21 protein-coding genes and 2 pseudogenes are annotated in these 25032 nt (G+C 40.7%); all 23 read right to left on the bottom strand.

Going from position 1 to position 25032, the window contains the following annotated elements:
* Positions 1 to 3: 3 nt before the first annotated feature.
* On the bottom strand, positions 4 to 1173 hold the full coding sequence (locus HMPREF1125_RS05535; protein ID WP_000589569.1) for a DUF3800 domain-containing protein: 1170 nt from the start codon (positions 1171 to 1173) through the stop codon (positions 4 to 6).
* A gap of 211 nt (positions 1174 to 1384) precedes the next feature.
* Positions 1385 to 1999 (bottom strand): integrator complex subunit 13, encoded by a 615-nt coding sequence (locus HMPREF1125_RS05530; RefSeq protein WP_230454487.1) that lies wholly within the window; start codon positions 1997 to 1999, stop codon positions 1385 to 1387.
* A gap of 195 nt (positions 2000 to 2194) precedes the next feature.
* Positions 2195 to 2395 (bottom strand): annotated as a pseudogene (locus tag HMPREF1125_RS0102205) (phosphoribosylaminoimidazole carboxylase); the annotation flags it as partial.
* 105 nt (positions 2396 to 2500) lie between these two features.
* The gene (locus HMPREF1125_RS05525; protein WP_001096828.1) at positions 2501 to 3784 is read right to left on the bottom strand and encodes a PIN-like domain-containing protein; all 1284 of its coding nucleotides are present in this window, start codon (positions 3782 to 3784) and stop codon (positions 2501 to 2503) included.
* A gap of 104 nt (positions 3785 to 3888) precedes the next feature.
* On the bottom strand, positions 3889 to 4581 hold the full coding sequence (locus tag HMPREF1125_RS05520; RefSeq protein WP_000848597.1) for an aspartate/glutamate racemase family protein: 693 nt from the start codon (positions 4579 to 4581) through the stop codon (positions 3889 to 3891).
* A gap of 3 nt (positions 4582 to 4584) precedes the next feature.
* Positions 4585 to 4812 (bottom strand): annotated as a pseudogene (locus tag HMPREF1125_RS12805) (phosphoribosylaminoimidazole carboxylase).
* Positions 4813 to 4832: 20 nt separating this feature from the next.
* Positions 4833 to 5096, bottom strand: a complete 264-nt coding sequence (locus HMPREF1125_RS05510) for a hypothetical protein (protein ID WP_000133949.1) — start codon at positions 5094 to 5096, stop codon at positions 4833 to 4835.
* Position 5097: 1 nt separating this feature from the next.
* The gene (gene purK / locus HMPREF1125_RS05505) at positions 5098 to 6189 is read right to left on the bottom strand and encodes a 5-(carboxyamino)imidazole ribonucleotide synthase (RefSeq protein ID WP_000099035.1); all 1092 of its coding nucleotides are present in this window, start codon (positions 6187 to 6189) and stop codon (positions 5098 to 5100) included.
* Positions 6176 to 6664 carry a 5-(carboxyamino)imidazole ribonucleotide mutase gene (gene purE / locus HMPREF1125_RS05500; protein ID WP_000805595.1) on the bottom strand — a complete coding sequence of 163 codons (489 nt, stop codon included), beginning with the start codon at positions 6662 to 6664 and terminating at the stop codon, positions 6176 to 6178. The genes purK and purE overlap by 14 nt, the downstream gene beginning before the upstream one ends.
* Positions 6665 to 6854: 190 nt before the next feature.
* Positions 6855 to 8117, bottom strand: a complete 1263-nt coding sequence (gene purD, locus HMPREF1125_RS05495) for a phosphoribosylamine--glycine ligase (protein WP_000772226.1) — start codon at positions 8115 to 8117, stop codon at positions 6855 to 6857.
* A gap of 344 nt (positions 8118 to 8461) precedes the next feature.
* The gene (locus tag HMPREF1125_RS05490; protein WP_000666927.1) at positions 8462 to 9553 is read right to left on the bottom strand and encodes an RES domain-containing protein; all 1092 of its coding nucleotides are present in this window, start codon (positions 9551 to 9553) and stop codon (positions 8462 to 8464) included.
* A 3-nt stretch (positions 9554 to 9556) separates the two neighbouring features.
* Positions 9557 to 10498, bottom strand: a complete 942-nt coding sequence (locus HMPREF1125_RS05485) for a sce7725 family protein (RefSeq protein WP_000273871.1) — start codon at positions 10496 to 10498, stop codon at positions 9557 to 9559.
* 12 nt (positions 10499 to 10510) lie between these two features.
* Positions 10511 to 11344 (bottom strand): sce7726 family protein, encoded by an 834-nt coding sequence (locus HMPREF1125_RS05480; RefSeq protein ID WP_000403437.1) that lies wholly within the window; start codon positions 11342 to 11344, stop codon positions 10511 to 10513.
* A 210-nt stretch (positions 11345 to 11554) separates the two neighbouring features.
* Positions 11555 to 13102 (bottom strand): bifunctional phosphoribosylaminoimidazolecarboxamide formyltransferase/IMP cyclohydrolase, encoded by a 1548-nt coding sequence (gene purH / locus HMPREF1125_RS05475; protein ID WP_025172333.1) that lies wholly within the window; start codon positions 13100 to 13102, stop codon positions 11555 to 11557.
* 15 nt (positions 13103 to 13117) lie between these two features.
* Positions 13118 to 13663, bottom strand: a complete 546-nt coding sequence (purN, locus tag HMPREF1125_RS05470; protein WP_000717488.1) for a phosphoribosylglycinamide formyltransferase — start codon at positions 13661 to 13663, stop codon at positions 13118 to 13120.
* Positions 13660 to 14682: a phosphoribosylformylglycinamidine cyclo-ligase gene (purM, locus tag HMPREF1125_RS05465; protein WP_000182567.1), complete on the bottom strand. Its 1023-nt coding sequence runs from the start codon at positions 14680 to 14682 to the stop codon at positions 13660 to 13662. Before purM ends, purN begins: the two co-directional genes overlap by 4 nt.
* Positions 14683 to 14726: 44 nt before the next feature.
* Complete coding sequence (gene purF, locus HMPREF1125_RS05460; protein ID WP_000220621.1) at positions 14727 to 16169, bottom strand: amidophosphoribosyltransferase; 1443 nt, start codon at positions 16167 to 16169, stop codon at positions 14727 to 14729.
* Positions 16170 to 16181: 12 nt separating this feature from the next.
* Positions 16182 to 19907 (bottom strand): phosphoribosylformylglycinamidine synthase, encoded by a 3726-nt coding sequence (locus HMPREF1125_RS05455; protein ID WP_000361225.1) that lies wholly within the window; start codon positions 19905 to 19907, stop codon positions 16182 to 16184.
* A 37-nt stretch (positions 19908 to 19944) separates the two neighbouring features.
* Positions 19945 to 20652, bottom strand: coding sequence for a phosphoribosylaminoimidazolesuccinocarboxamide synthase (purC, locus tag HMPREF1125_RS05450; RefSeq protein ID WP_000043278.1), 708 nt, complete (start codon positions 20650 to 20652; stop codon positions 19945 to 19947).
* A 169-nt stretch (positions 20653 to 20821) separates the two neighbouring features.
* Complete coding sequence (comB, locus tag HMPREF1125_RS05445; RefSeq protein ID WP_001182202.1) at positions 20822 to 22171, bottom strand: competence pheromone export protein ComB; 1350 nt, start codon at positions 22169 to 22171, stop codon at positions 20822 to 20824.
* Between the two features lie 12 nt (positions 22172 to 22183).
* Positions 22184 to 24337 (bottom strand): peptide cleavage/export ABC transporter ComA, encoded by a 2154-nt coding sequence (gene comA / locus HMPREF1125_RS05440; RefSeq protein WP_000668314.1) that lies wholly within the window; start codon positions 24335 to 24337, stop codon positions 22184 to 22186.
* Positions 24338 to 24548: 211 nt separating this feature from the next.
* Positions 24549 to 24758, bottom strand: coding sequence for a hypothetical protein (locus tag HMPREF1125_RS05435; RefSeq protein WP_000869800.1), 210 nt, complete (start codon positions 24756 to 24758; stop codon positions 24549 to 24551).
* A 24-nt stretch (positions 24759 to 24782) separates the two neighbouring features.
* Positions 24783 to 24971, bottom strand: a complete 189-nt coding sequence (locus HMPREF1125_RS05430) for a hypothetical protein (RefSeq protein WP_000714130.1) — start codon at positions 24969 to 24971, stop codon at positions 24783 to 24785.
* Between the last annotated feature and the right edge of the window lie 61 nt (positions 24972 to 25032).

The following is a 25032-nucleotide window of genomic DNA, read 5'->3' as shown; positions in this document are numbered from 1 at the left end:
CCTTTAATAAAAACAATTGTAAAGTTCGATAAACTTTTTATGCAACGAAGTAGGTACAGTAAAATTTAATAAATAGCTTTCAAAAAGCTCTGTTCTATTTATAAGTTCCATTAAAAGTTTTAAATTTTTATACTGTCTAGAATTCTTATCCATTTCTGTTACAGTCGATTTTAGATTATATATTGATTTGCATGCCATATAATCAAATAACTTAGCAAAAATCCCAGCAATAACATCACTTATCTGCAACATAATATTTTTTTCAGAACTCTCAAAATTATATCTATCTTTAATTGTAGATTTTGACATACCAGTTTGGCACCAATGTTCTTCGATTACCGTCTCTTTATCAAACAAGTGAATTGATTTATCATATACAAAAATTTTATGACTGTATAGCTCAGAAAAGTTTTCAATTAAAATATCGTCTTGATTATGTGCCAATAATACTAATTTGTCTGTACTACTTTTCATACAATCCATTTTCTTTTTTATGCACCCTAACCATTCCTTATTCAATTCTCGTTTTGAAACACCTATCGAAACTGTTTCAAAATACTCTTTAATATTTTCCAAAAATTGAATAGCGTCTGCTTCTTTAATATTTGGATAATGAAAGTCATAAAACATTTCTGAAAATCTATTATATTCCAAAAACATTTTTGAATACACAAATTCCTTTAATTCACCAACATATACTTTATTCAATTTCATTGGGGTTATTGTATCGTGAATAATTTCATCGACAATATCGACAATTCCATAATAAAACACATTTAAAATACTTACATGAATATACAAATTTTTATCTTTAATAAATTTAAATAAATTTGTAAATTTATCTGTATCTATCATTTCAAAAAAAGTATGACTATTTTTTTTGATGAAATGCTTAAATTTAAATTCCTTAAAGTTAGCATTGTTGGCAAAGCCTAATAAATCATATAATTCTTCTTTTGAAATATCTTTTTCCTCTGTTGAAAAAACACCAGCGAGTGAAAAATTGACATTATCATTATTAAAACCTGTGCTCTTTAGTATATACTTCCTAATATTATTGGATTCATCATAATAAAAAAATAATTCTTCATCCGACTTTCTAAGATCACTAATATATTTAGCACTTTCTTTTATTTTTGAACTTATTATTTCCCAACTATCTCCTTTGATCATACCTTTAACCTTCTTCTCGTTTTAACTAACATCGCTATCTAAGCTTATTATACCATGACAAAATTATTATTTATACCAATTATAAATTTGCAACTGTAAAGTTCAAAACTCCTTCACGCTAGCCATAACTCCAAACAAGGTCGCATGACCCCTGCGGTTATGCTTATAGTGGTCAGGGAATAAAAAATCTAAATTTCAGATTATTAACTTATCAAATTCCTGAAGTAAAATGTTCTAAACTATACCAAAACTTTTTCCAAAATCCATATATGGCCTTATCATCTTCATCAATGTAAAGACTACTTTTTAAAATAGTGTTTACAAACCGCATATCATAAGTAAAAGCCTGAACAGTAAGATAATAGGCCAATAAAAATAAAACCACTATCAACATCAACTGCAGCAAAATACTAATCAGACTACTTTGTGAACTAGTACCCTCGCTAATTAATATCTTCGAAAGCTCCTCTTTGGTAATGAGAGTTATGAGAAAATTAATATAGGTTGTACCAACAAATATTGAAATGGTTGCTAAAATACCACAACTCCAGTTTGCAAAATTATTTATTTTATTTAATGACGATTCAATATCAGAAATTAACATTTCTGTATGCTCACTATCTAGAAAATTTCCTTTTTTAAAAGCCATCGTCAAATTTTTAATATTAATTTTCTCAAAAAGAACATTTAATCTATAGAGTACTCCCATAATTATTAGTAGAATTAGGAGCTTTCCTGAGACATCTGTTTTCTGTTGAGTATTTCCTATTGTAACAAAAATAGCTAGAAATCCATATAACAATAGGTATTTCAATACTTTACTCATAAGAGAATCAACTAAACTTATTTGAGATCTCAATAATCTTTTGATTTCAAAATACTTTAATGGCATACTATTCTTTAAAAATTAATCCCTTTCCAGCAGTAGTTGACTGACTTCTCTTGCTGACTTTATCAGCTACGACAAGCCTATTCAACCTTGCAGAGGTAAGACGACGGACCTTATAACTGGGGTCCTGTCTTACTCCTCAAACTCCTCTTTCCCAATCCATACAGATGGATAGTGACCTAGTTTATTCAAATCAGTATTTAGTGGCAAAATATAAATAGCTAAATAGTTCTCGGAGTATTGAGCAACTAATTCATTATATTTAACTTGCACCTTATTATGGTCAGCACTAGCAATTAAAACTTCTACAACTACTCTATTTTTATCTTTTTTGTCCTGTGGCTAGATTTGAAGGCATATAGAACTCATGTTTGATATTGACAAATTATAATAAATAGTCTTATAAATTTTCGACGAAGCAATCTATAAATTAACTGTTCAATTTAAAAGTTGAAGTGTATCTTCTAAAGATTTTATTAATAGTTCAGCTCTCTGTAAATTTCTTTTATTACTTTCTAAAGCTTTACTTTGTTCACTAGATAATTCTCCTGAACGAGCCTGTTTTTTATTTAATCTTTCAATAGCAAGTCTTCTTTTTCTATTTTGTTCTTGTAATTTAGCTATCTTTTTATTTATTATTGTCCTATCATCAACCTTAACAACATAATCATTATATATATCTGAATCTGATAATTCAACTGTTTCTTTGACTATATCAATAGGTTCAGTTTTGAAATATTCAGCTTCTTCTTTAGTTAATTCATTAGCTAATTCCATAAATCTGAATCCGTTTATTATATATAATTGTTTGTTGGTAGCTTCCTCAGGACAGGTAGCTCTTTTTTTATTTGAGTTTATAATATCGTAGCCATATCTCAATGTTGTTAGCTCATTTAATAAATAAATATGGGGACCAATTTTTTCGTGGCCATACCTATAGTAAATATCATTTTTAGTATTAGAATCCCCATCGTTAGTTACCCAAATAACCTTGTCTCCGTAATTCATACCATCTTTTGAAACTTTATGAAGTATTTCTTCCCACTCTATATAATCTCCATATTGAGTCTCATACTCTAAACCGGAGTATTGTCGCTTATCAGGTATACCCTTTGAAACTTTACTTTTTTCATCATTATAACCCGGAGGTATTGAAGCTATGTATCGAGCCTTCCCTTCTTCCTGAACTTTATCAATCCATTCCTGTGTTAAAATGTCTGCAATCGATTCCCCCAGCAGGTTTACCAATTCTCTCGTACGTATGTCTAAATCATCAGAATACTCTTCATGTATAACTGGATATACTTCATCCTTGATAAAGGTATCAAGCTTTGGAAAGTAATTTTCAATTTCGTCTGTTAGTTTTTGAGAAATTTCTTTCTTTTTGTTTTTATGTCTTAAAAAATTCAAGTCAAGAATTTTATCTTTCAATTTTTCAATTGATTCTGAAATACGTTCTTCGTATTTTTCCAAATCTTGTTTAGTTCTTATTTTTGTTTCTTTCTTATTAAAGTTAAACTCAAGTCCAACAATATAAGGAATAAAAATAGAATTTTTTGACTTTTCGATTGCTTCCATATATTTTTTTGATACTGCACTCGGTAAGCGTAAAACATCCAATAATATATTTGAGTCTAACACTATTAAATTATTTGTTTTTAAGTCAGAAGAAGTTAACTCTTTCAAGTAAAATTCCGGAAATAAATTTTCCATTTTTGCCATATATAACTCCTATAATATTACTCCATCTAGTTCAACCACACTATCCGGCGCATCACTAAACACAGTCACATGTCCTAATCTACGGTTGTGCTTGTCTTCTATGGTCACTTATTTACCGCCCACTCTGCTGCTTTCTCTGCATGAATCACCGTTGTGTCATAGAGTGGCAGGTCAGTGTCGGATTGCTTGACGAGGAGACCAATCTCGGTACACCCCAAAATAACAGCTTCAGCGCCTGCCTTTTTCAAATCATCTATAATGGCAAGATAAGTCTGCTTTGAGCTTTCTTTGATGTTCCCTAGGCAAAGTTCGTCATAAATGATTCGATTGACCTCTGTAATGCCAGCTTGATCTGGAATCAGCACTTCTAACCCAGACTCTATTAATTTCTCCTTGTAAAAATCTTGAGTCATGGTGTACTTGGTCCCTAAGAGGCCGACTTTTTGAATACCGTCAGCCAACAAGGACTGCGCAGTTGCCTGCGCAATATGCAAGATTGGAATCGTAATCAGCTCCTGTACCTGCGAAGCAACCTTGTGCATAGTGTTGGTACAAATAACGATGAAATCCGCACCAGCTTGCTCCAAGCGCTGAGCAATATCTGCCAAAAGTTGACCGCTTTTCTCCCAGTCTCCAACCGCCTGATAATGCTCAATCTCTACAAAATCAACACTATAAAGCAGAATCTTAGCTGAATGCAGACCACCCAGCTCTTTTTTGATGGTTTCATTGATGATTTGGTAGTAAGACGTGGTACTTTCCCAACTCATACCACCAATCAGACCGATAGTTTTCATAGACTAATCAAACTCCTCCTTGCTTATCACAACCGACGGGTAGTGTGGAAAGCTACTTAGATTTTTATCCAATGGTAAATCATAGACAGCCAGATAATTGTTTGGATATTGAATCTTTAATTCCTAATATTTGGCTTTTACTTTCTCATGGTTGGCAATGACAAAGAGCACTTCCACAACAGCTCCAGTCTTGCCTTCTTCCACAAAAGCATTCACGATGATTTGAATCATAAACTGGTCTCCATTTAGCTTTAAAGATTATCATTTTCTGAGTCTTCATGTATAGAAAATTCAAATGAAATTCTCTCAGGATGTTTAGGCAGGCCGTAACTACTCAGATAATCCTTAACTTCCTTCACGGAACAAGAATATTCTAAGACTAGCTGATTGCCAGCTCTCTCTAAAATATGAATCCCCTCTCTATCCGCAATCTCTGGAACAATCAAATCGTCCGTATAAGTCAGTGTTACGGTCGTTATTTCATCATCTAGCAATTCATCAAATTCTTCTGTCATTTCAAAAATCAATCCCCTCACCAAACTCAGCCACACTATCCGGCACATCACTAAACAAAGTCACATGTCCCATTTTGCGGTTGTGCTTCGCTTCTATTTTACCATACAGGTGGAGGTGGGCGCTTGGATTTTCTGTGACATATTTTTCAGCAGCCTCGACGTGTTGGCCCAGAACATTGAGCATCACAGCAGGCGCATACAATTTGATAGCTGGCAATGGTGCCCCCAGAACACCGAGAATATGGGTGTCAAACTGCGAGAAGTCGCAGGCTTCTATAGAGTAGTGCCCTGAGTTGTGTGGACGTGGGGCGATTTCATTGACGATGATGTCATCAGCTGTCGCAAACATTTCCACACAAAGGGTTCCAGACAAATTGAGCTGTTCTGCGATTCTTACTGCCATAGCTTTGGCTTTTTCAGCCAGACTAGCCGAAATGCGTGCTGGCACAATGGTCTTAGACAGGATATTGTTGCGGTGGATATTTTCCTGAACTGGGAAAACCGTCACATCCTTGCCATTTCCTGATACGATGACAGAAATCTCAAGGTCAAAATTGACAAATTCTTCCAAGACACAGTCAGCTGAATCTGCTAGTTCATAGGCTTCTTCCAAGTCTGCTTCTGAGCGAATGACCTTTTGCCCATGCCCATCGTAGCCACCAGTCGCCGTCTTGAGGACATAGTTTTTGGCCAGGTCAATCTCCGCCAAGTCTTGGCTAGAATTCACAACCTTGTATGGAGCCACCGTTACTTGGGCCTTCTTGGAAAGGAAGTCCTTTTCAAAGATACGATTTTGAGAAATGCGGAGCAGGTCAGTTCCTTGAGGGAGCTGACCATCTTTGATAACGGCATCCAGCCCGTCTGCATCAACATTTTCAAACTCATAGGTGAGGACATCGCAACGCTCAGCTAGCTGACGGAGGGCATCCACATCGTTATAAGGAGCCACGATGATTTCCGCCACACGAGAGGCCGGGCAATCCGCCGCAGGATCCAGCGCGATAACCTTGTGCCCCATGTAGATAGCCGAAATGGCCATCATCTGTCCCAGCTGACCACCACCGATAATTCCGATTGTTTTAGATGAGCTCATTTGTAGACTCCTCTGCGATTTTTCCTTGCTCTTCTGCGAAATCTGCTAATGCTGTCGCAATAGCCTGGTCCTCTACTGAAAGGAGACGGAGGGCAAAGAGGGCCGCATTTGTCGCTCCTGCTTCACCGATAGCCATCGTCGCAACAGGCACACCACCTGGCATCTGTACGATAGAGTAGAGTGAGTCCACGCCACTAAGAGCACGCGATTTGACAGGTACACCGATGACAGGAAGGGTTGTTTTGGCTGCGACCATTCCTGGCAAATGGGCTGCGCCACCTGCACCTGCGATAATGACCTTGATACCGCGACTACGAGCTTCCTCCGCATGTCTGAACATGAGGTCTGGAGTACGGTGGGCAGAGACAACTTTCTTTTCGTAAGCTATACCGAAGCGGTCCAGGACTTCTGCTGTTTTTTGCATAGTAGCCCAGTCGGATTTTGAGCCCATGATAATGGAAATTACTGGTTTCATTTCTTCTCCTTTTTCTTCCTTTTTTGATAATGGTCTTAGGTGGTGGGGACGGAAGCAAACCTTCGGTTTCATTCCTAAACTTTGAGCCTAAGTCTCAAATTTTCCCCGACCAGAACAGTTTCTGTTCTGGTCTTTTCACCACAGCGACCATTATCGTATTTGGCGACTTCGTCGCGTTATTTTTATATCTTTACTTAATAGCCTTGCTTCCGATATCAGTTCGGCAGAAGAGGCCTTCTGTTTTTTGTTGGGAGAGTTCTTGGTAGATGGTTTCTTGGGCTTCTTTGACGGTATCTGCTGTGGTGACAAGCATATAGACACGTCCGCCATTTGAAAGAAGGTCTTGCTCATTTTCAGCGAATTTAGCACCTGCATAGTAGGTGATGATATCGCCTTCTGTCTTGGCTGGCAACTTGACACCTTTTTCATAGTCTAGCGGGTAGCCCTTGGAAGCGACAACCACGCCTAGCGTCACACCCTTATCCGTCCACGTGATCTTCGGCTCCTTGCCATCGAGAATATCCGTAATATTTTGTGCAAAGTCAGACGTCAATCGTGGCAAGATAATCTGAGTTTCGGGATCTCCAAATCGAGCGTTAAACTCTATAACCTTCGGACCGTCAGCAGTCAAGATAAGCCCTGCGTAAAGGACACCAAGATACGGACGACCTTCTTTGATCATCCCTTCAAGGACTGGCTTGACAATGGTGTCAACCGCTGTGTCAACCACGCTCTGTGGCAAGTGAGGAACTGGCGCATAGGCACCCATCCCACCAGTGTTAGGACCCTTGTCGCCATCATAAGCACGTTTGTGGTCCTGTGCTGTTGGCATGATGTAGAACTTGTCCCCATTGACAAATGCAAAGAGAGAGAACTCTTCCCCATCAAGGAATTCCTCGATGACCACACGCGCACCTGAATCGCCAAATTTGTTGTCCAAAAGCATCTCATGAGCAGCTTCGACGGCTTGCTCAACCGTCTCCGCAACGACAACGCCCTTTCCAAGGGCCAAACCGTCTGCCTTGACTACGATTGGAGCGCCTTGCTCCTTGATATAAGCCTTAGCTTCCTCAAAGTCTGAAAATGTGCCATAGGCTGCTGTCGGAACGTCGTATTTGACCATGATTTCCTTAGCAAAATCCTTGGACCACTCCAGCTCCGCTGCAGCCCTAGTCGGACCAAAAGCCTTGAGCCCAGCTTTGTTAAAATCATCCACGATACCAGCAGCAAGGGCATCATCCGGCCCAATGAAGGTCCAAGCAATATCATTAGCTTTTGCAAAGTCAACCAGCTTAGAATGTTCGGAAATAGAGATATTCACTAATTCCAGCCCATCCAAAGTCATCCCATCATTTCCAGGAGCCACAAAGACTTTTTCAACGTCTTTTGATTCAAGCAACTTCTTAGCAATCGCATGTTCACGACCACCCGAACCGACAACTAATAGCTTCATCTCTTAACCTCTTTTGCGAATTATTTACTAATATTATATCACAAACGTTCGTTTTATTCTAATTATATCTACAAGTAGAAAAATACAACATAGAGTAAACTTACTGAAGCTAGTCCATTTTTTAAATCTTTAAACACTTAATGAGGCTGGGACAAAAAAATTTTAGCTTTAGGAGTCCTATACGATAAATTCTTAGACTTGGTAAATGAAATAAAAAAGCGAATAAGAAAAAATTCTGATTGTCAGAAAACTATCTTTGTTCGCTTTTTATATTTAAAGCTAGACTTTTGTCCCAAGCTCATTAAGTGCGGAGTATCTCTAAAGTATGTAGCCAAGTTTTATATCTACCAGACATAGGAAATCTGATTTATTCGTTTCATTTTTATATCAATTACATCAAAACACTCTGGTGTGAATATAGCTAAATTGAAACCTTCTGGATTCATAACACTACGGAATTCAATTCCTTGAAAGGCATATTGTTCAGGATATTCTTCTGAGACTATAGATCTGACAAAATCAGCTATATATTGAGTTGGGAGATAATCTAAAACATCATCAGACTTTCTCATTACTCTCCCCATCTCATAATCAATTTGTTTTAGATGCTTTTTATTAATTGCCAACTCAGCAATATCATCAATAATCCCATCTAGAAAGGGACTAATTTCATTGATTTTTTTAAAATCAATAACTGTTATAGGAGACTTTAATTCAAAAGTCCCAATGCAGACATGGTCATATAAACCTGTTCTAGTTTCATGTATTGCTGTTTTTTCTGTATCACCCAAATATAACGTCACAATCCCTCTTGCATTCGCTCTTCCATCAGCAGATTTACCTTTAGGAGGTGCACCTATTTCTTTCGGCTCAAATTGTTTTCTATCTTTTGAAATTCTACATCTAAAGAATTGCTCTCCTCTTGAATAAGTCTTTTGGATAGCTTCACAATACTTTGCTAAAATACCTTTATTAATCTGGTTAGAATGAAAACGATTATTATATTTAATATCTTCAACAAAACATTCCCAACCCTTACTGAATAACGAATGCTCCTGTAAATAGATAGGATCATACATTTTATCTACCCCAACAGGTGAGTTTAACAAGTTTGGAATTTCTTCAAACAGTTCTTTACAAATTTCTGAAAGCATTTGATAAACCTTATACTCATCATTAGTAGTAAATATGTTCCAATTTGTTGCTACTTCAGTTTTTAATAGCATCTCTTGCCCAGATTGGAAATTTTCTATTTTTTCTATTGGAGAAAAAATAGAAATAAATGAACTAAAATAATCAATTAAATATTTATCTTTCTGTGTATCATAAACAAAGTCATTCGCATTACTACATAAATCACAGCTAGACTGTCTTCCAGCTATGATTACTTGAGATTTAAGAATTTCATCTGCAAAGCATTTTTGACAAAACTTCATTAACTATCTGTCTCCATTTATTTGATCAAGATATTTACCAACCAATTCAATATGATGCATCATGGTTAATTTTTTAATGGTGCCAAGTCCTGGATATGTTTTGGTATCGGATAATCGTTGAAACTCTTTGATCGCCATTGTCTGTGATATTTTACCTTCTTCAATAGCATTGATTAACTTTTCGAGAGCCTCCTCAAACTTACCCGCTTGGTTTCTCTGCTTTTCATTTGTATTAGATACAAAATGATGAATTCTTAAATCTTGTTTTTCGTTAAAATAAACGATATGAATAGCTATAGCAGTGGGGGCAAATCCTGAATCACTGTAGCTCTCGCCAACAATAGAGTAATCCGAAAATCCCTTATACCCATCCTTTAAAAAATATTTATGATCTTCTGAGAAAAATTCATCTGTTTTTTTAGCATAATCTACATTTCTTGGCGCTTTCTTAAATCTGTCACTAATTTTGACTTTGCTCCCGCTAACCTCTCTGTTTAACTTACTGTCTTCCCCAATAATATTGTAGGCTGTTAGTTCTGTATTATAATTATCTTCGTATCCATTTAAATCATCAGGATCTTTACATATTGTGATTTGCCTACTCATGTCATCATTCTGCTTGAAATTATCAGCTTTTTGATAATCTGTGCTTATCAGTGAGGCAAAGTACAAATGCTCACTCTGCTCAATCACTTTGTCTAAGTGGCTTGCTCGATTTTTTTCGTTTTTGCTGTATTCCTCATTAAAGAACCCTACTGCTGGATTCATGATGAGGGCACACGGTTGCTTCTTCGTTGCAAATGCTTCCAAAGTACTGACCAGAGTTGGGGATAATCTCACTGGTTCAATAATTGGAATAACATTGTTGCTTAACTTATTATTTTCTAATAACTCTCTGAGCGCTATTAATTCATATTGCCGACCTCTTAGGTATGGAAAATACATACTTTGCTCCTCCTATTTTTGTAAAAATTGTGCAAGTGCATCATAATCCTTTGGTTTAAAGTTCATGAAATACACCAAAAACTTGAGTTCATATGGGACCGCCGCAAACAATTCTTTATTGATTGGATTTCTTTTTTTCAGTTCAATTAAAAAATCTGAATAAAATTGCTCTAGTCGAATATCTTCAGTTAGTTGCCTACAAACATCGTAATAATCGAATTGAGAGACCTGAGGTAAAAAACCAAAACGCTTCTCAATAATACTTTCATATTCGCGTTTCCGAAGAATACTGAAAATGACATCTCTATCTAAATCATCATTGTATTCCTTAGGTTCCATCACTGTTTTAATTTTTACGTTTTTTTGTAGAATATATAGACCAATAGGTTTATTAATCTCATCAATTTTTCTTTTCGCCATTTCTATGTTCTTTTCGTATGTCAAAATGGCAACATGGTTAAAAGCTTTATAATATTCATTGATTTGATTTTCAAGTCTGTCAAAATTGTCTAATTCTGTTTTTATTTCATACACAACCGCCTTTCCGTTGATTAAAATAAAATCTGGTTTTGCTCGACCGACAGGTATCTCTGTTAAAGCTGTTGTAGTATTGACACTATGTATTCCTAATAAACGTTTATTTAAAAGAGTATTCTTATAGAAGTATTCGTTCCGATACGACCGAGATAGTTTATTATAAACATTTTGAATAGTGGACAAATTATTTTCTAATTTATAATGTTGCGAAACACGCTCAAAAACTGGATCTTTTTTATTTTGTACGAGATTTTTGATAGTATTTCTGGAAAAAAATCTATTTATTAAATAATTTTTTTTAATTTCCAAATCAATCCCCTCCTTGATTGCGCTCTGCTAACATCATTATATCAAAAATATTTACTTCTAACATAGTTTATCATAACTTTATTTATTACCTTGCAGATAAAACTATGATGTTTTCTAATTTACAAATAAATTCGCTTCTCATAATTTGTTATTAATCTATTATTTCATTTCAAAAAAAAGGAAAGAAACTGTTTTCTTTCCTTTACTTTCTCAATGTCTAAAATGTCTCACGCCTGTAAAGACCATGGTCAAGCCATATTTGTCAGCTGCTTCGATAGATTCTTGGTCACGGACAGATCCTCCTGGCTGGATGATGGCTTTAATGCCTGCTTTGGCGATTTCTTCCACGTTATCCGCAAATGGGAAGAAGGCATCCGAAGCAAGGACAGCACCGTCAAGACGGTCTTTAGCTTGGTCAATCGCAATACGAACGGAAGCCACACGGTTGGTTTGACCTGGGCCAACACCGAGTGTCATGTGGTTGTTGGTGATAATGATACCGTTTGATTTGACATACTTGATAGCCTTCCAAGCGAACTCAAGAGCAGTCGCCTCTGTCTCAGTTGGCTTGCGTTTGGTCACCACTTGCCAGTCAGCTGGGCTTTCTTTGACCACGTCTTGGTTTTGCACCAGAAGTCCACCTACTACGCCTGTGTACTCAGCCTCTACTTCACTAGCTTCTTGAGCATCAAATGGCAAGGCAAGGATACGCAAGTTTTTCTTTTTGTTGGTCAAAATAGCTAGCGCTTCATCCGTATAGCTTGGTGCAATGATGATTTCAAGGAAAACGCCGTGCATCTTCTCAGCTGTCGCAGCATCCACCTCACGGTTGAGAACGACAATCCCACCGAAGATAGACACTGGATCAGACTCATAAGCGTAGTCCCAAGCAGTCTCGATGTCATCAGCCTGACCGATTCCGCATGGGTTCATGTGTTTGAGAGCCACAACGGTTGGACGGTCTTTGAAGTCACGGATAATACGAATGGCAGCATCCGCATCACGGATATTGTTGAAGGACAATTCCTTACCGTTAAGCTGTTTGGCTGAAGCAATGGAGTAATCTGTCGGCAAGGCTTTTTGGTAAAAGTCTGCATCCTGTTGAGGATTTTCCCCATAGCGCATTGGTTGCTTGAGGTCGTAGGTCAAGGTCAGTTTTTCAGGCTTACTTTCGCCGACCTGAGCTGTAAAATACTCTGCAATCAAGGCATCATAAGCCGCTGTGTGACGGAAAACCTTGGCCGCCAAGCGTTGACGGGTTTCATAAGTCGTTTCGCCGTTGGCCGACAATTCGTTAAGCACCACAACATAGTCTGCAGGATCTACCACAACAGTTACACTAGCGTGGTTCTTCGCTGCTGAGCGAAGCATAGATGGACCACCAATATCGATGTTTTCAACGGCATCATCATACGTCACATCTGGTTTGAGAATCGTTTCCTTGAAAGGATAGAGATTGACCACCACAAGGTCGATGAGCTCAATTTGATTGTCCTTGGCTGCTTCCAAGTGGCTATCCAAATCACGACGAGCCAAGAGCCCACCATGGATATTTGGATGAAGAGTCTTGACGCGACCGTCCATCATTTCTGGGAAACCAGTCACATCATCGATCGCAATGGTCTCCACCCCAGCATTGCCAAGGACAACCTTTGTCCCACCTGTCGAGATAATCTCCCAACCGAGTTTTTTAAGTTCTTGGGCAAATTCAACAATGCCCGCTTTGTCTGAGACGCTGATTAAGGCGCGTTTAGTCATGTTTTTCCCTTTCATTTACTTGTCCAATAATTCTCTAATAACCTCTGGATACAACTTGTACTCTGCCTCATGAATACGAGCTTCAAAGCTTTCGATGGTATCATCAGATAGCCGTGGCACACGCACTTGTTTGATAACCTTGCCTGTATCCACACCAGAGTCCACCCAGTGAATAGTCACGCCGCTCTCAGCAACACCAGCATTCCAAGCGTCCTCAATCCCATGAGCTCCCGGAAATTCTGGCAGGTAGGCTGGATGAATGTTAATGATCCGACCCTCGTAAGCAGCGAGCAAAGTTGGCCCAACGATTTTCATATAGCCTGCTAGGCAAACCAAGTCAATCTGGTGCTCTTCCAAGAGTTCGACAAGGGCTGCTTCATAGTCTGCCTTGCTCTCAAACTCCTTGAGTTCAAAAGCATAGGACAGAACGCCGAGCTTGTCTGCACGCTCAAGCACATAGGCATCACGATGGTCTGAAAAGACAAACTCCACTGGAAATTCTTCGGCAATCACCTGAAAATTTGAGCCATTACCAGAGGCAAAAACCGCTATTTTTTTCATTTGATGATGACACTTTCGTTTTCTTTCGTGACGATGCGACCAATTTCATAGACTGGTTCATCCAGCAATTCTTTGACACGATCTACATTTTCAGGGCTAACTGCCAACATGAGTCCTACGCCCATATTGAAGATTTCAAACATTTCTTCGTGCTTGATTTCACCGTATTTTTCAAGGGCTTTGAAAATCGGAAGCACTGGAACCTTGCTTTCCTCAATCTCTGCAGCCAAGTCAGCTGCAAACATGCGAGGGACATTTTCGATAAAGCCACCACCTGTAATGTGGGCAATGCCGTTTACCAAGCCTTCCTTGATGAGGGGTAAGACAGCCTTAACATAGATACGAGTCGGCTCAAGAAGAACTTCCTTGAGTTTCTTGCCTTCCAATTCTGGCAGGATTTCCTCACCTGTGTAGTCCGCAAAAACACGACGGACGAGTGAGTAACCATTTGAGTGGATCCCACTTGAGGCAAGTCCGAGAAGAACATCACCTTCTGCCACCTTTGACCCATCGATGATTTGAGATTTTTCAGCCACACCGACCGCAAAACCAGCCAAATCATAGTCATCTTCACCATACATACCCGGCATTTCAGCTGTTTCCCCACCGATGAGGGCAGCGCCTGCCTGCACACAACCTTCCGCCACACCAGCGACCACTTGTTCTAGCTTGGCTGGTTCATTCTTGCCTGTCGCCACATAGTCGAGGAAATAGAGGGGCTCCGCACCTGCAGCGATGATGTCATTGACACACATGGCCACACAGTCCTGTCCAATAGTGTCGTGCTTGTCATACTTAATGGCCAGCATGAGCTTGGTCCCGACACCGTCAGTCCCTGAGATCAAGACGGGCTCTTTGACCCCAGTCTTTGAAAGATCAAACATGCCACCAAAGCCACCAAGAGCTCCCATGACACCTGCACGCTCCGTACGAGCCACGTGCTTTTTGATCCGCTCAACAACTTCATACCCCGCTTCAACGTCTACACCCGATTGAGCGTATGCATTCTTATTTGTCATCTTTGTCTCCTCTTCCTTTCCTTTAATGAAAAATCGTTATCCGCCTATTTGTAAAAACTGGTCTTTTCTTCCAAACTTCTACGATATTCTTCCTCATAGTCGTAGAGAGGAGTTGGGTAGTCGCCGTCAAAGTAAGCGACACAGAGACCGCCATTGGGCGCATCTGTTTCGATGCCGATAGAATTAATCAAGCCATCAATCGAAAGATAGGTCAGGCTATCCGCACCAATGATTTGGCAGGTTTCTTCGACCGTATGATTGGCAGCAATCAACTCCTGACGCGTCTGGATATCAATCCCGTAAAAACATGGATAAGCTAGCGCTGGACTTCCAATAGCAACGTGAACCTCAGACGCACCTGCTTCTTTCAAGAGCTGAACGATACGGCGAGAGGTTGTCCCGCGGACAATGGAATCATCCACCATCACCACACGTTTGCCTTTGACAACACCCGAAACAGCAGACAGTTTCATCCGCACCCCTTGCTCACGCAATTCTTGAGTCGGTTGGATAAAGGTGCGTTGGGTATATTGGTTTTTGATCAGCCCCATTTCATTTGGCAGACCGGATTCTTCCGCAAAGCCCATAGCTGCACTGAGTGAAGAATTGGGCACACCGACTACGATATCCGCCTCATGCTTGAATTCACGGGCTAATTGAGCCCCCATACGTTTGCGAGCTGTATGGACATTGACCCCATGGATGTTAGAGTCAGGGCGAGCAAAATAGATATACTCCATAGAACAAATCGCCAACTGGGTATCATTCGTATAGCTATCGTACTGAATCCCATTGTCATCTACGATTACAATCTCCCCTGGTTTTACATCACGAATCCACTCGGCACCGATGACCTCAAAGGCACAGGTTTCTGATGAAACCACCACCGCTCCGTTTGCCATTTTCCCGATTGAAAGCGGACGGAAGCCATTAGGATCAAGCGCAGCAATCAACTTATTCTCAAATAGCAAGATATAAGCAAATCCACCTTTGACAAGGCTGAGCGCCTCCTTGATTTTGCCCATCAAGTTCGGATTGTGACTCCGACGAATGAGGTGAGCCAAGATTTCCGAGTCCGAAGTTGAACTGAAAATAGCTCCTCTTTGTTCCAATTCTTTCTTGAGCGATTCGGCATTGGTCAAGTTTCCGTTGTGAGCAAGTCCAAACTGCATATCATGAAAGCGAAATAGGAAGGGCTGGATGTTATCAACAGAAGCTTCGCCAGCAGTCGCATAACGCACATGCCCAATCGCGCTCATTCCTGTCAATTTATCCAAATTAGCTGGATTTCTGAACACTTCTGATAAAAGCCCCATGTCACGATGACGCTTCAAGTTCCCCTGATCATTGGAGAGGATTCCTGCCCCTTCCTGACCACGGTGCTGAAGACTGTGGAGACCAAAATAGGTCAATTTAGCAGCATCTGGATGTCCCCAGATACCGAAAACACCACATTCTTCATTAAGAGATTTTACTTCGTATGTCATTTTTTATACCTTTTATTTCCCTGTGAAATAACGCACAGCTGACGCAAACAGGTGCTGGTCTTTATTTCCTGGGATGTTTTGGAAGAGACCGTCTTCATAACGTTCTGAGTGTCCCATTTTACCGATGATTTGACCATTCTTGCTGGTAATTCCTTCGATGGCATTTACAGAACCATTCGGATTGTACTTGGAATCCATACTTGGTTTGCCGTCAAAATCAACGTATTGGCTGAAAATTTGGCCATTGTCACGGAGCTCTGCAAATTCCTCAGCTGTCACAACAAACTTCCCTTCACCGTGCGAAACAGGAATAGCGTGGATATCGCCCACTTGCACTCCAGCCAACCATGGTGAGTTGGTATTGGCAATCCGAGTTTCCACCATCTTGGCCACGTGCTGGTTGGCATCATTGTAGAAGAGGGTTGGACTAGTGCTGCTTGCATCCTCGAAGTTACCGTATGGAAGAAGACCTGATTTGACAAGAGCTTGGAATCCATTACAGATACCGATAATCAAACCACCACGAGAGATAAAGCTATCAATAGCTGCACGTACTTTTTCATTAAGCAGGATGTTGACGATAAACTTAGCGGATCCATCTGGCTCGTCTGCAGCTGAGAATCCACCTGCAAAAAAGAGGATGTTAGCCTTACCAATATTGTCAACCATGGTTTCAACTGACTTGACAATAGCTTCTTCATTCAAGGTCACGAATGGCACCAAGTTAACCTCTGCACCTTCTTTCTCAAAGGCCTTGGCTGAGTCATATTCTGAGTTGGTTCCTGGGAATACTGGGATATAAACCACTGGTTTCTCAACTGTTTCTTTGGCTTTAATCACAGCATCTGATGCCACAGCAGGTACTTCGTCCAGTTCTTTCGCTTGGGCAAATTCAGTTGGATAGACTTCTTCCAGTTTTCCTTGGAAAGCACTGTCAAGCTTGTGTCCATCTAGCTTCACACCGTTGACAAGGAGTGTAAAGTCGGCACTTGTTTGTCCAATCTTCTCCACTCCAATGATTTCTTCAGGAGATGTGAATACAAATCCACCTAATTGAGCTGTTAATGCAGTCTCAAGTTCAGGCAAGGTCACCTCTGCACCGATATGGTTCCCAAAGGTAGCAAGAGCCAAACTTTCAAGAACACCACCGTATTTAACAGCTGAAGCTGCCGTTACTTTGTGTTCAGCTTGGATGGCTTCAAACTGAGCAAAGTTTTGCTTAATTAAATCAAAATCAATCTCTGCAGAGAGGGCTTGACCTGGAATGTAGTAGATGTTTTCACCAGCAGCTTTAAATTCTGGAGAAAGGACCTTACAGCTATCTGCCGTCGTCACCCCAAAGGCAACCAAGGTTGGCGGTACGGTCAATTCTTCAAAGGTACCAGACATGGAGTCCTTACCACCGATAGATGGCAAGCCAAGCTGGATTTGTGCTTCGATAGATCCTAGAAGAGCCGCTACTGGCTGACCAAAACGCTCCGCTTGTTTATCCATGCGTTCGAAATACTCTTGGTAAGAGAAGCGAGCCTTAGACCAGTTTGCACCAGCAGCCACCAAACGAGCGGTTGCTTCGATAACCGCATAGGCAGCACCGTGGTATGGAGACCATTCTGCCACATAAGGGTTGAAACCTTGCGCCATGACAGACGCAGTGTGAGTCACACCGTGTTGAACTGGCAATTTCTGCACAGATGCCTCAGTTGGTGTGAGTTGGTAGCGACCACCAAGTGGGTGATTGACTGTAGAACGACCGACCGAACAGTCAAAGATGGTTTGCAATCCTTTTTGACTCGCATGGTTGAGATCAGATAGAACCGCAAGGGTATCAGCTTCAAGTGTGTCAGCAGATGTTTGACGTTCTTCTGGAAGTTCGACATCCTTGTCCACTACCTTTGCATCAACGACTACGCGCACACCGTTTGTATCAAGGAAACGACGTTCCAAGTCGACGATGGTTTCACCATTCCAGTGCATGACAAGATTTGGTTTTTCAGTTACTGCCGCCACCACAACAGCGTCAATATTTTCTTTATTACATTCTGCAACGAAGGCATCTACATCCTCAGGACGCACCACAACTGCCATCCGTTCTTGTGATTCAGAGATAGCAATTTCTGTACCGTTCAAACCTTGGTATTTAAGAGGAACCTTGTTGAGGTCGATTTCAAGACCATCTGCCAATTCACCGATAGCCACACAGACACCACCTGCTCCAAAGTCGTTGGATTTCTTGATGAGACGAGTGACATCGCCATTACGGAAAAGACGTTGAATCTTGCGTTCTTCGATGGCATTCCCTTTTTGAACCTCAGCACCAGCAGTCTCCACAGACTCAACTGTTTGAACCTTAGAAGACCCTGTCGCACCACCGACACCATCACGTCCAGTCTTACCACCGAGCAAGATAATCACATCACCGGCTTCCGGTTTTTCACGGACAACGTTGCCCTTGGGAGCCGCACCGACAACGGCACCAAGCTCCATGCGTTTAGCTACAAAGCCTGGGTGGAAATACTCACGAACGTAGGTCGTTGCAAGACCAATCTGGTTACCATACGAAGAATAACCGTGAGCCGCTGTTTTAGAAATGACCTGTTGTGGCAATTTACCAGCACGAGTTTCTGAAATCGGCGCTGTAATATCACCAGCACCTGAGATACGCATGGCTTGGTAAACGTAGGAACGGCCTGACAATGGGTCACGAATGGCGCCACCGATACAAGTAGCCGCGCCACCAAATGGTTCAATTTCCGTTGGGTGGTTGTGGGTTTCGTTTTTGAACATAAGGAGCCAAGGTTCCTTGACACCATCAACGTCCACTTCGATTTCAACCGAGCAAGCATTGATTTCGTCAGACACTTCCATATCGTCCAAACGACCATTAGCACGCTCATAACGACCGAAAATAGTCGCCATATCCATCAAGGTTTGTGGCTTTTCAGACCGACCTAGTTCCTCACGCATGGCAATATACTTGTCATAAGTCGCTTGCAATTGCTTTTGGAATTTAGAAGCTGAGAAATCAATGTGTTTCAACTCCGTCTCAAAAGTCGTGTGACGGCAGTGGTCAGACCAGTAAGTATCCAAAACTTTGAGCTCCGTCTCAGTCGGCACGCGCCCGATTGACTTGAAATAGTCTTGGATAAAGAGCAAATCATCTACTTCCATGGCCATCCCTTGCTCTGCCTTGTAGCGGGCAAAGTCTTCCGCTGTATAGCTTTCAAAGAAAGTCAATTTTGGAATGGTCTTGTCTGACTCTGAAAATTCCTGCTTGGCAATCCCTGTCGTGATGTCCTTGAAACGAGAATCAACTGGGTTGAGCAAGTAGTTCTTGACCGCTTCCAACTCAGTCGCATCAATATCCTTATTGACCAAGTAAAGCTGGGCTGTGTTGACTGTTACATCACTTGAACTTCCCAGTAAAAGCAAGGCTTCCTGTGAAGAAGCTGCACGCTGGTCAAATTGACCAGGCAGGCTTTCAATGGCAAATAAAGCATAGTTGGCAAGATCCGCTTGCACGGCCGCTTCGTCCAAGACATGATCCGTCACCTGCTCAGAGAAGATGTGCTTCTCTGCAGGTGCAAACAAGTCCTCTGCCAAATCAAAGACATCATAAACCTGCACAATGCGAATACTTTTCAAAGTTGACAATCCCAAGTTGTGCTGGAGCTCCCTTACCAAACTCTCTGACTTGACCTGAAAATCAGCCTTTTTTTCAACAAAAATACGTTTATCCATCAATTCTTATTCCTTTATTTCAGCTCTTGCAAACAGATTATTTCAAATCCTGCAATTTCTCCCAGACAATCTCGTAAGCATCAGTTAGTTCTCCCAATCCCCTGCGGAAAACATCCTTGTCCATGTGGTTGCCATCTACATCCCACAAACGACAGTTATCTGGTGAAAATTCGTCTGCCAAGATAATCTTGCCATCCTTATCAAAACCGAACTCTAGCTTAAAATCAATCAACTTGAGGCCAATCTCAGCAAACCAATCCTTCAAGAGCTCATTGATACGACGGGTTTCTTCCTTCAAGTAGGCAATCTGCTGGTCATCCGCAATTTTAAGGAATTTCACATGCTCGTCATTGATAAAGGGATCATCCAAATCATCATTTTTATAGTAAAATTCGACAATCGGAGTCTCAAATGCGATACCTTCTTCTACGCCAAAACGTTTTGAAAAGGAACCAGCTGTGTAGTTGCGGAGCACAACTTCCAAAGGAATAATCTCAACCTTTTTATTGAGCTGTTCCGTGTCCGAAATTTTCTCCACAAAGTGAGTCGCTACACCAGCCGCATTTAATTTCTCAAAAATAAAAGATGAAATCTGATTATTTAACACTCCCTTGCCCGCAATCTGCTCCTTCTTGACACCGTTGAAGGCAGTTGCCTGGTCCTTGTAAGTTGAAATAATGAGATTTTCATCCTCAGTTGTATAGATATCCTTGGCTTTTCCCGAATAGATCAGTTGTTTTGACATTTTAAAGTTCGCCTTTCGTTTTACTTGAGCACATTCTAACATAAAAGCATGAAAAATTCAAGGTTTTTACGAATAAATAACGTTTTTCCTATTTTAAGCGTAAAGAAAAACTGCAAGATAAGCTCCTCTTACAGTTTTAAAATCATTTATCCTCTGAAAAACACGAATATTAGCCTTTATTCAAAAATTGATCCCAAAAATAACGGAGATAACTTTTCTTTCCTGTGATCATCTGCAGGCGGCCTTCTAAGCCATAGCGAAGTTTTGCAGCCTGCTCAGGGGGCAGATGGGTTTCCGCCTCAATTTTAAAGAAATTTCCTTTTTCAGTCTTTGTAGCTGTCGCATCAATACTTGTAATAGTGGAATCCAGGAAAATTTGATTCTTCGCATCATTAGTCGTAGTATAACGGACAGAGTCTCCAATCTTAACTCTAGCAACATCTTTTGAACTGAGATAGGCTGTGAGTTTGGTTTTTCCTTCTTTTTCCAAAGATGGATAGAGTTGGGCTAGCAGGGTTCCTTCTGCAGCCATCGTAGATTCACTGGTCTCAGGATTAAGGTGAAGCACCCCATCCTCGCTTGCTGTAATCTTCCCCTTCTCTAGGAGACCTCCTTGGACTTTCTTACCCGACTCTGCTTCTAAAATTTTCTGATCCAAAAGAGTTAATTCCTGACCGACTTTGACTAGGTGCTGGGACTTGAGCGATTCCAGTTGACTATCCAGTCCCGTTGCATAGGCTTGCTGGGTTCCCGAACCTGCATACTGAACACGATAAGTAGCAAGACTAGATTCTAACTGAGAAAGCTGTGCTTCAACCTGTGCAACAGCCTGAGCCTTAGCTTGCGGATTTTCCTCCCTCTGAGACTTGTAGGACTGGTAGAGAGAGTAGGCTAGATTCTGACTGGTCAAGGAAGCACCTGTTTCAATAGCCGACTTAGCTGTCTGGTAATCGCGAATTTTAGCCTCTGTTTGACTGATGAGGTTCCCGATTTCAGCTTGGGTTTGACTAGCCGCTGCATTCTGGGACGCGATGGTCTCATTTTGCTGTGAAACATTGCTCCTCAGACTACTAGCTTGGCTGAGATAGTCTCGAAACATCTCCTGATATCCAAACTTATCCGCCTCTGGAAATTGATCACTCCCCTCTTTCAAACTGGATTGCAAATAACCCAACTGCTTTTTTTGATCCTTTAACATCTCCAATTGACTGGCATATGCTTCGACCTGGACAGCCTCCGCCCCTTGCTGGTACTCAACGAGTAGTTCGCCTTGCTTGACCAACTTGTTTTCTTCCAGATAGTTGGCCACAATCCGTTGATTGCTAGTTGACTGGATGTTGGCAATGATCCGACTAGGTTCGACAGTCGCTCTGGTAGACAAACTAATCTCCTTCTCTGCAAAAACTGCAAGTCCAAGTAAAAACACGAGCAGAAGTGACATAGGTAAAATCACTCGACTGGAAAAATTATGGTAACGACGATGGTAAAACTCCGCACTTTCTAAAAATTCTGGTTGCATCTTCTCCTCTTTCTAGCTATTGACCAAATGGGCGTAAAATCCACCTCGAGCCAGTAAGTCCTCATGATTTCCCTCTTCGACAATCTTGCCCTGATCCAAGACAACAACTTTCTCTGTCCGCTCAGCAATGGTCAAGCGGTGGGCAATGAAAATCAAGGTCTTGTCTAAAGCCATAAGATTATCCACAATCCGCTTCTCTGTCAAGATATCCAGACTGCTGGTCGCTTCGTCCAATATCAAAACAGGTGCATCCGTTAAAAGAGCTCGCGCCAGAGCGATTCGCTGCCGTTGGCCACCAGAAATACCTGCGCCATCCGAAGTCAATTCTGTCTGGTAATTCAGTGGCATCCGCTCGATATCCTCCCGAATCTCTGCCAATTCAACTGCTCGCAGAATATCCTCCTGTGTCGTCCCCTCCTTGGCTCCAAGGAGAAGATTCTCCAAAATCGTTCCGTTAAAGACATAGGGCTGTTGAGGCAAATAGTTGATATGCTGGCGCAAGGCTTTTTTATCAATCTGATTAAGATTGACACCACCCAGACTAATCTCTCCCTGACTAGGGTCGTAAAAGTTAACCATCATCTTGGCCAAGGTGGTCTTGCCTGACCCTGAAATCCCCACGAAAGCCACTTTAGAACCTTGCGGGATCGTCAAATTGATATCCGACAAAACATCTCGACCGTAGCCATACTTGTAGTGAACCTGCTTGAAAGCCATATCCCCTTTCATCATGCTCAAATCTTCTACTGTTTTCTTCTCCTCAAACTCCGAAGCTACCAGATAAACCTCATTTAAGCGATTATTGGCAACCTGCGCTGTTTGAAGTTTGGTTTGCAGGTTGATGATATTTTCCAAAGGATTGGTAAAGTAAACAAGCAAAGTATTATAGGTAATCAATTGCCCCAAACTCATCTTGCCATCCATGACCAGAACAGCTCCCATCCAAAGAACGGCAACATTGAGAAGAAGCTGGGCAACTTTTTTCAGAGCCTTTTGCTGGCTTTCTGCCCGACTGTAGGTAAAGGATTTTTTCAGATAAGCCACAAATTCCTTATCAATCTTTTGATAGCGTGAACTTTCACTAGTCAAAGACTTAATGGTCTCAATACCGTTGATGTCCTCGATGATAGAAGAAGACAGAACCGCATTGGCTTCCATAGTGTCCCGATTCATCTTTTCAAAAGGCTTCATAAAGGCAAATATAATCACTGTATAAATGGGAAGTGCAAGCAGACTGATGAAAAAGAGTGTTATATTTTGTGAAAACAAGACAAGCGAGATAATCAAAATCGTTGACACATCCAAAAAGATAGAAAGAATGGTCGAAGCTAGCGCATCAATGATACTATTAGCATCTGTAAAACGAGAAACGATTTCCCCTGTCCTGCGTGTCGCGAAAAAGGACATTGGCAGGTGAAAAACATGCTTGATATAAGACAAAATCACGTCAATTGACAACCGTTGCCCCAGAACAAGTAAAAGATATTCCTGCGCATAGGACAAGATTTGCTGGAGGATATAGACGATGACCAGCCCAATAGAAATAATCCCCAGCGTCGAACGCATCTGATCTGGCACATAGGTATCAATGATCGACTGCAGATAATAAGAACCCACAATGTTAATCAAGGTTACCAAGAGTGTCGCTAGAACGATATTGGTAATTAAGCCACGCTGTTTGAGTAAGATTGGCAAGAAGGATAGGAGCCCTTGTTTTTTCTCCCTGTGAGGTTTGTAGTCTGGAGACGGTGCCATAAAGAGACTGACCCCTGTCCATTCTTGCGCAAATCGCTCACGGCAAATCTTCGTCAGCTTAACACTAGGATCTGGATCAGCGATGTGGATCGTCTTCTTGTCCTGACCAATCACCACATAATAGTGGAGCAATTTCCCTTCCTTGAGCACATGGGCTACAAAAGGAAAAGTCAAATCAGGCAGATCAAAGAGCGTCATATCCGCTTTGATAGCGCGCGTCTCGAAGCCAATTTCTTCTGCCACCTTGACAAGACCCAAAGCAGTTGTCCCATCCATAGTCGTCTTGGCTAACTCTCGCAGGTGAGCCAAGGAGTAATAACTACCATAGTAGCCAAAGACCATGGCCAAGGAAGCCACACCGCAATCCATCTGATCCACCTGAGGACGATAGTGCCTTTTCCCAAATTTCATATCCATCTCCTTTTTTCTAATAATCTCTTAAAAACTTTGTAAGATTATTTTAACCAAACAAGGAAGAAATAAGGGAATTATTTCTGAAAAAACTATTTTTACGCCTAAAACGCACTTTAAAAAGCATAAACTATCGTTTAAATGTAAAAAGGCAGAACGAAAGTTCTGCCTGCTTAAAGCAACCGTTAAAAAATGAATGCCCAGAAATAAATTATTCTGAAATGATATTTTCTTTACTTTTATAAAGTAAGATAAAGGTCATCAAAAATAATGAAATCGTAGGTATATCAAAACATTCAAACCATGTAGGTAAATTTATTTTGTTTACATCAGCCACAATTCTAATCATTAGATAAGCCATTGAACTAAACAATACAATAAACTCTGGCCAAGCTTTTTGTAGTAATTGAACGACTTTCATCTCAAACTCCGATCTGATGGTTCATCAATTCCCTATCTTACTTTCTTTTGTTTTGTACTTGTATACTAGATAAAACAGACCAAGTAGAATTGGATAGGTTTCTGGATAAAACAGGGTATTAATCGGATTTTTCATAATCAAATACGTTGCGATATAAATAATGATCGATACGACAAAATACCCCTCAGCAAATCCTAATAAGAATTTTTTCATGATAGACTCCTATTTACCTGAAAAGAAAGGCGGGAAAACTCCACCATTTACATGCATAAAA

Source organism: Streptococcus oralis SK304 (assembly GCF_000287715.1).
GTDB classification, from domain to species: domain Bacteria; phylum Bacillota; class Bacilli; order Lactobacillales; family Streptococcaceae; genus Streptococcus; species Streptococcus oralis_Y.
This window is presented reverse-complemented; position numbering and strand designations above follow the sequence as displayed.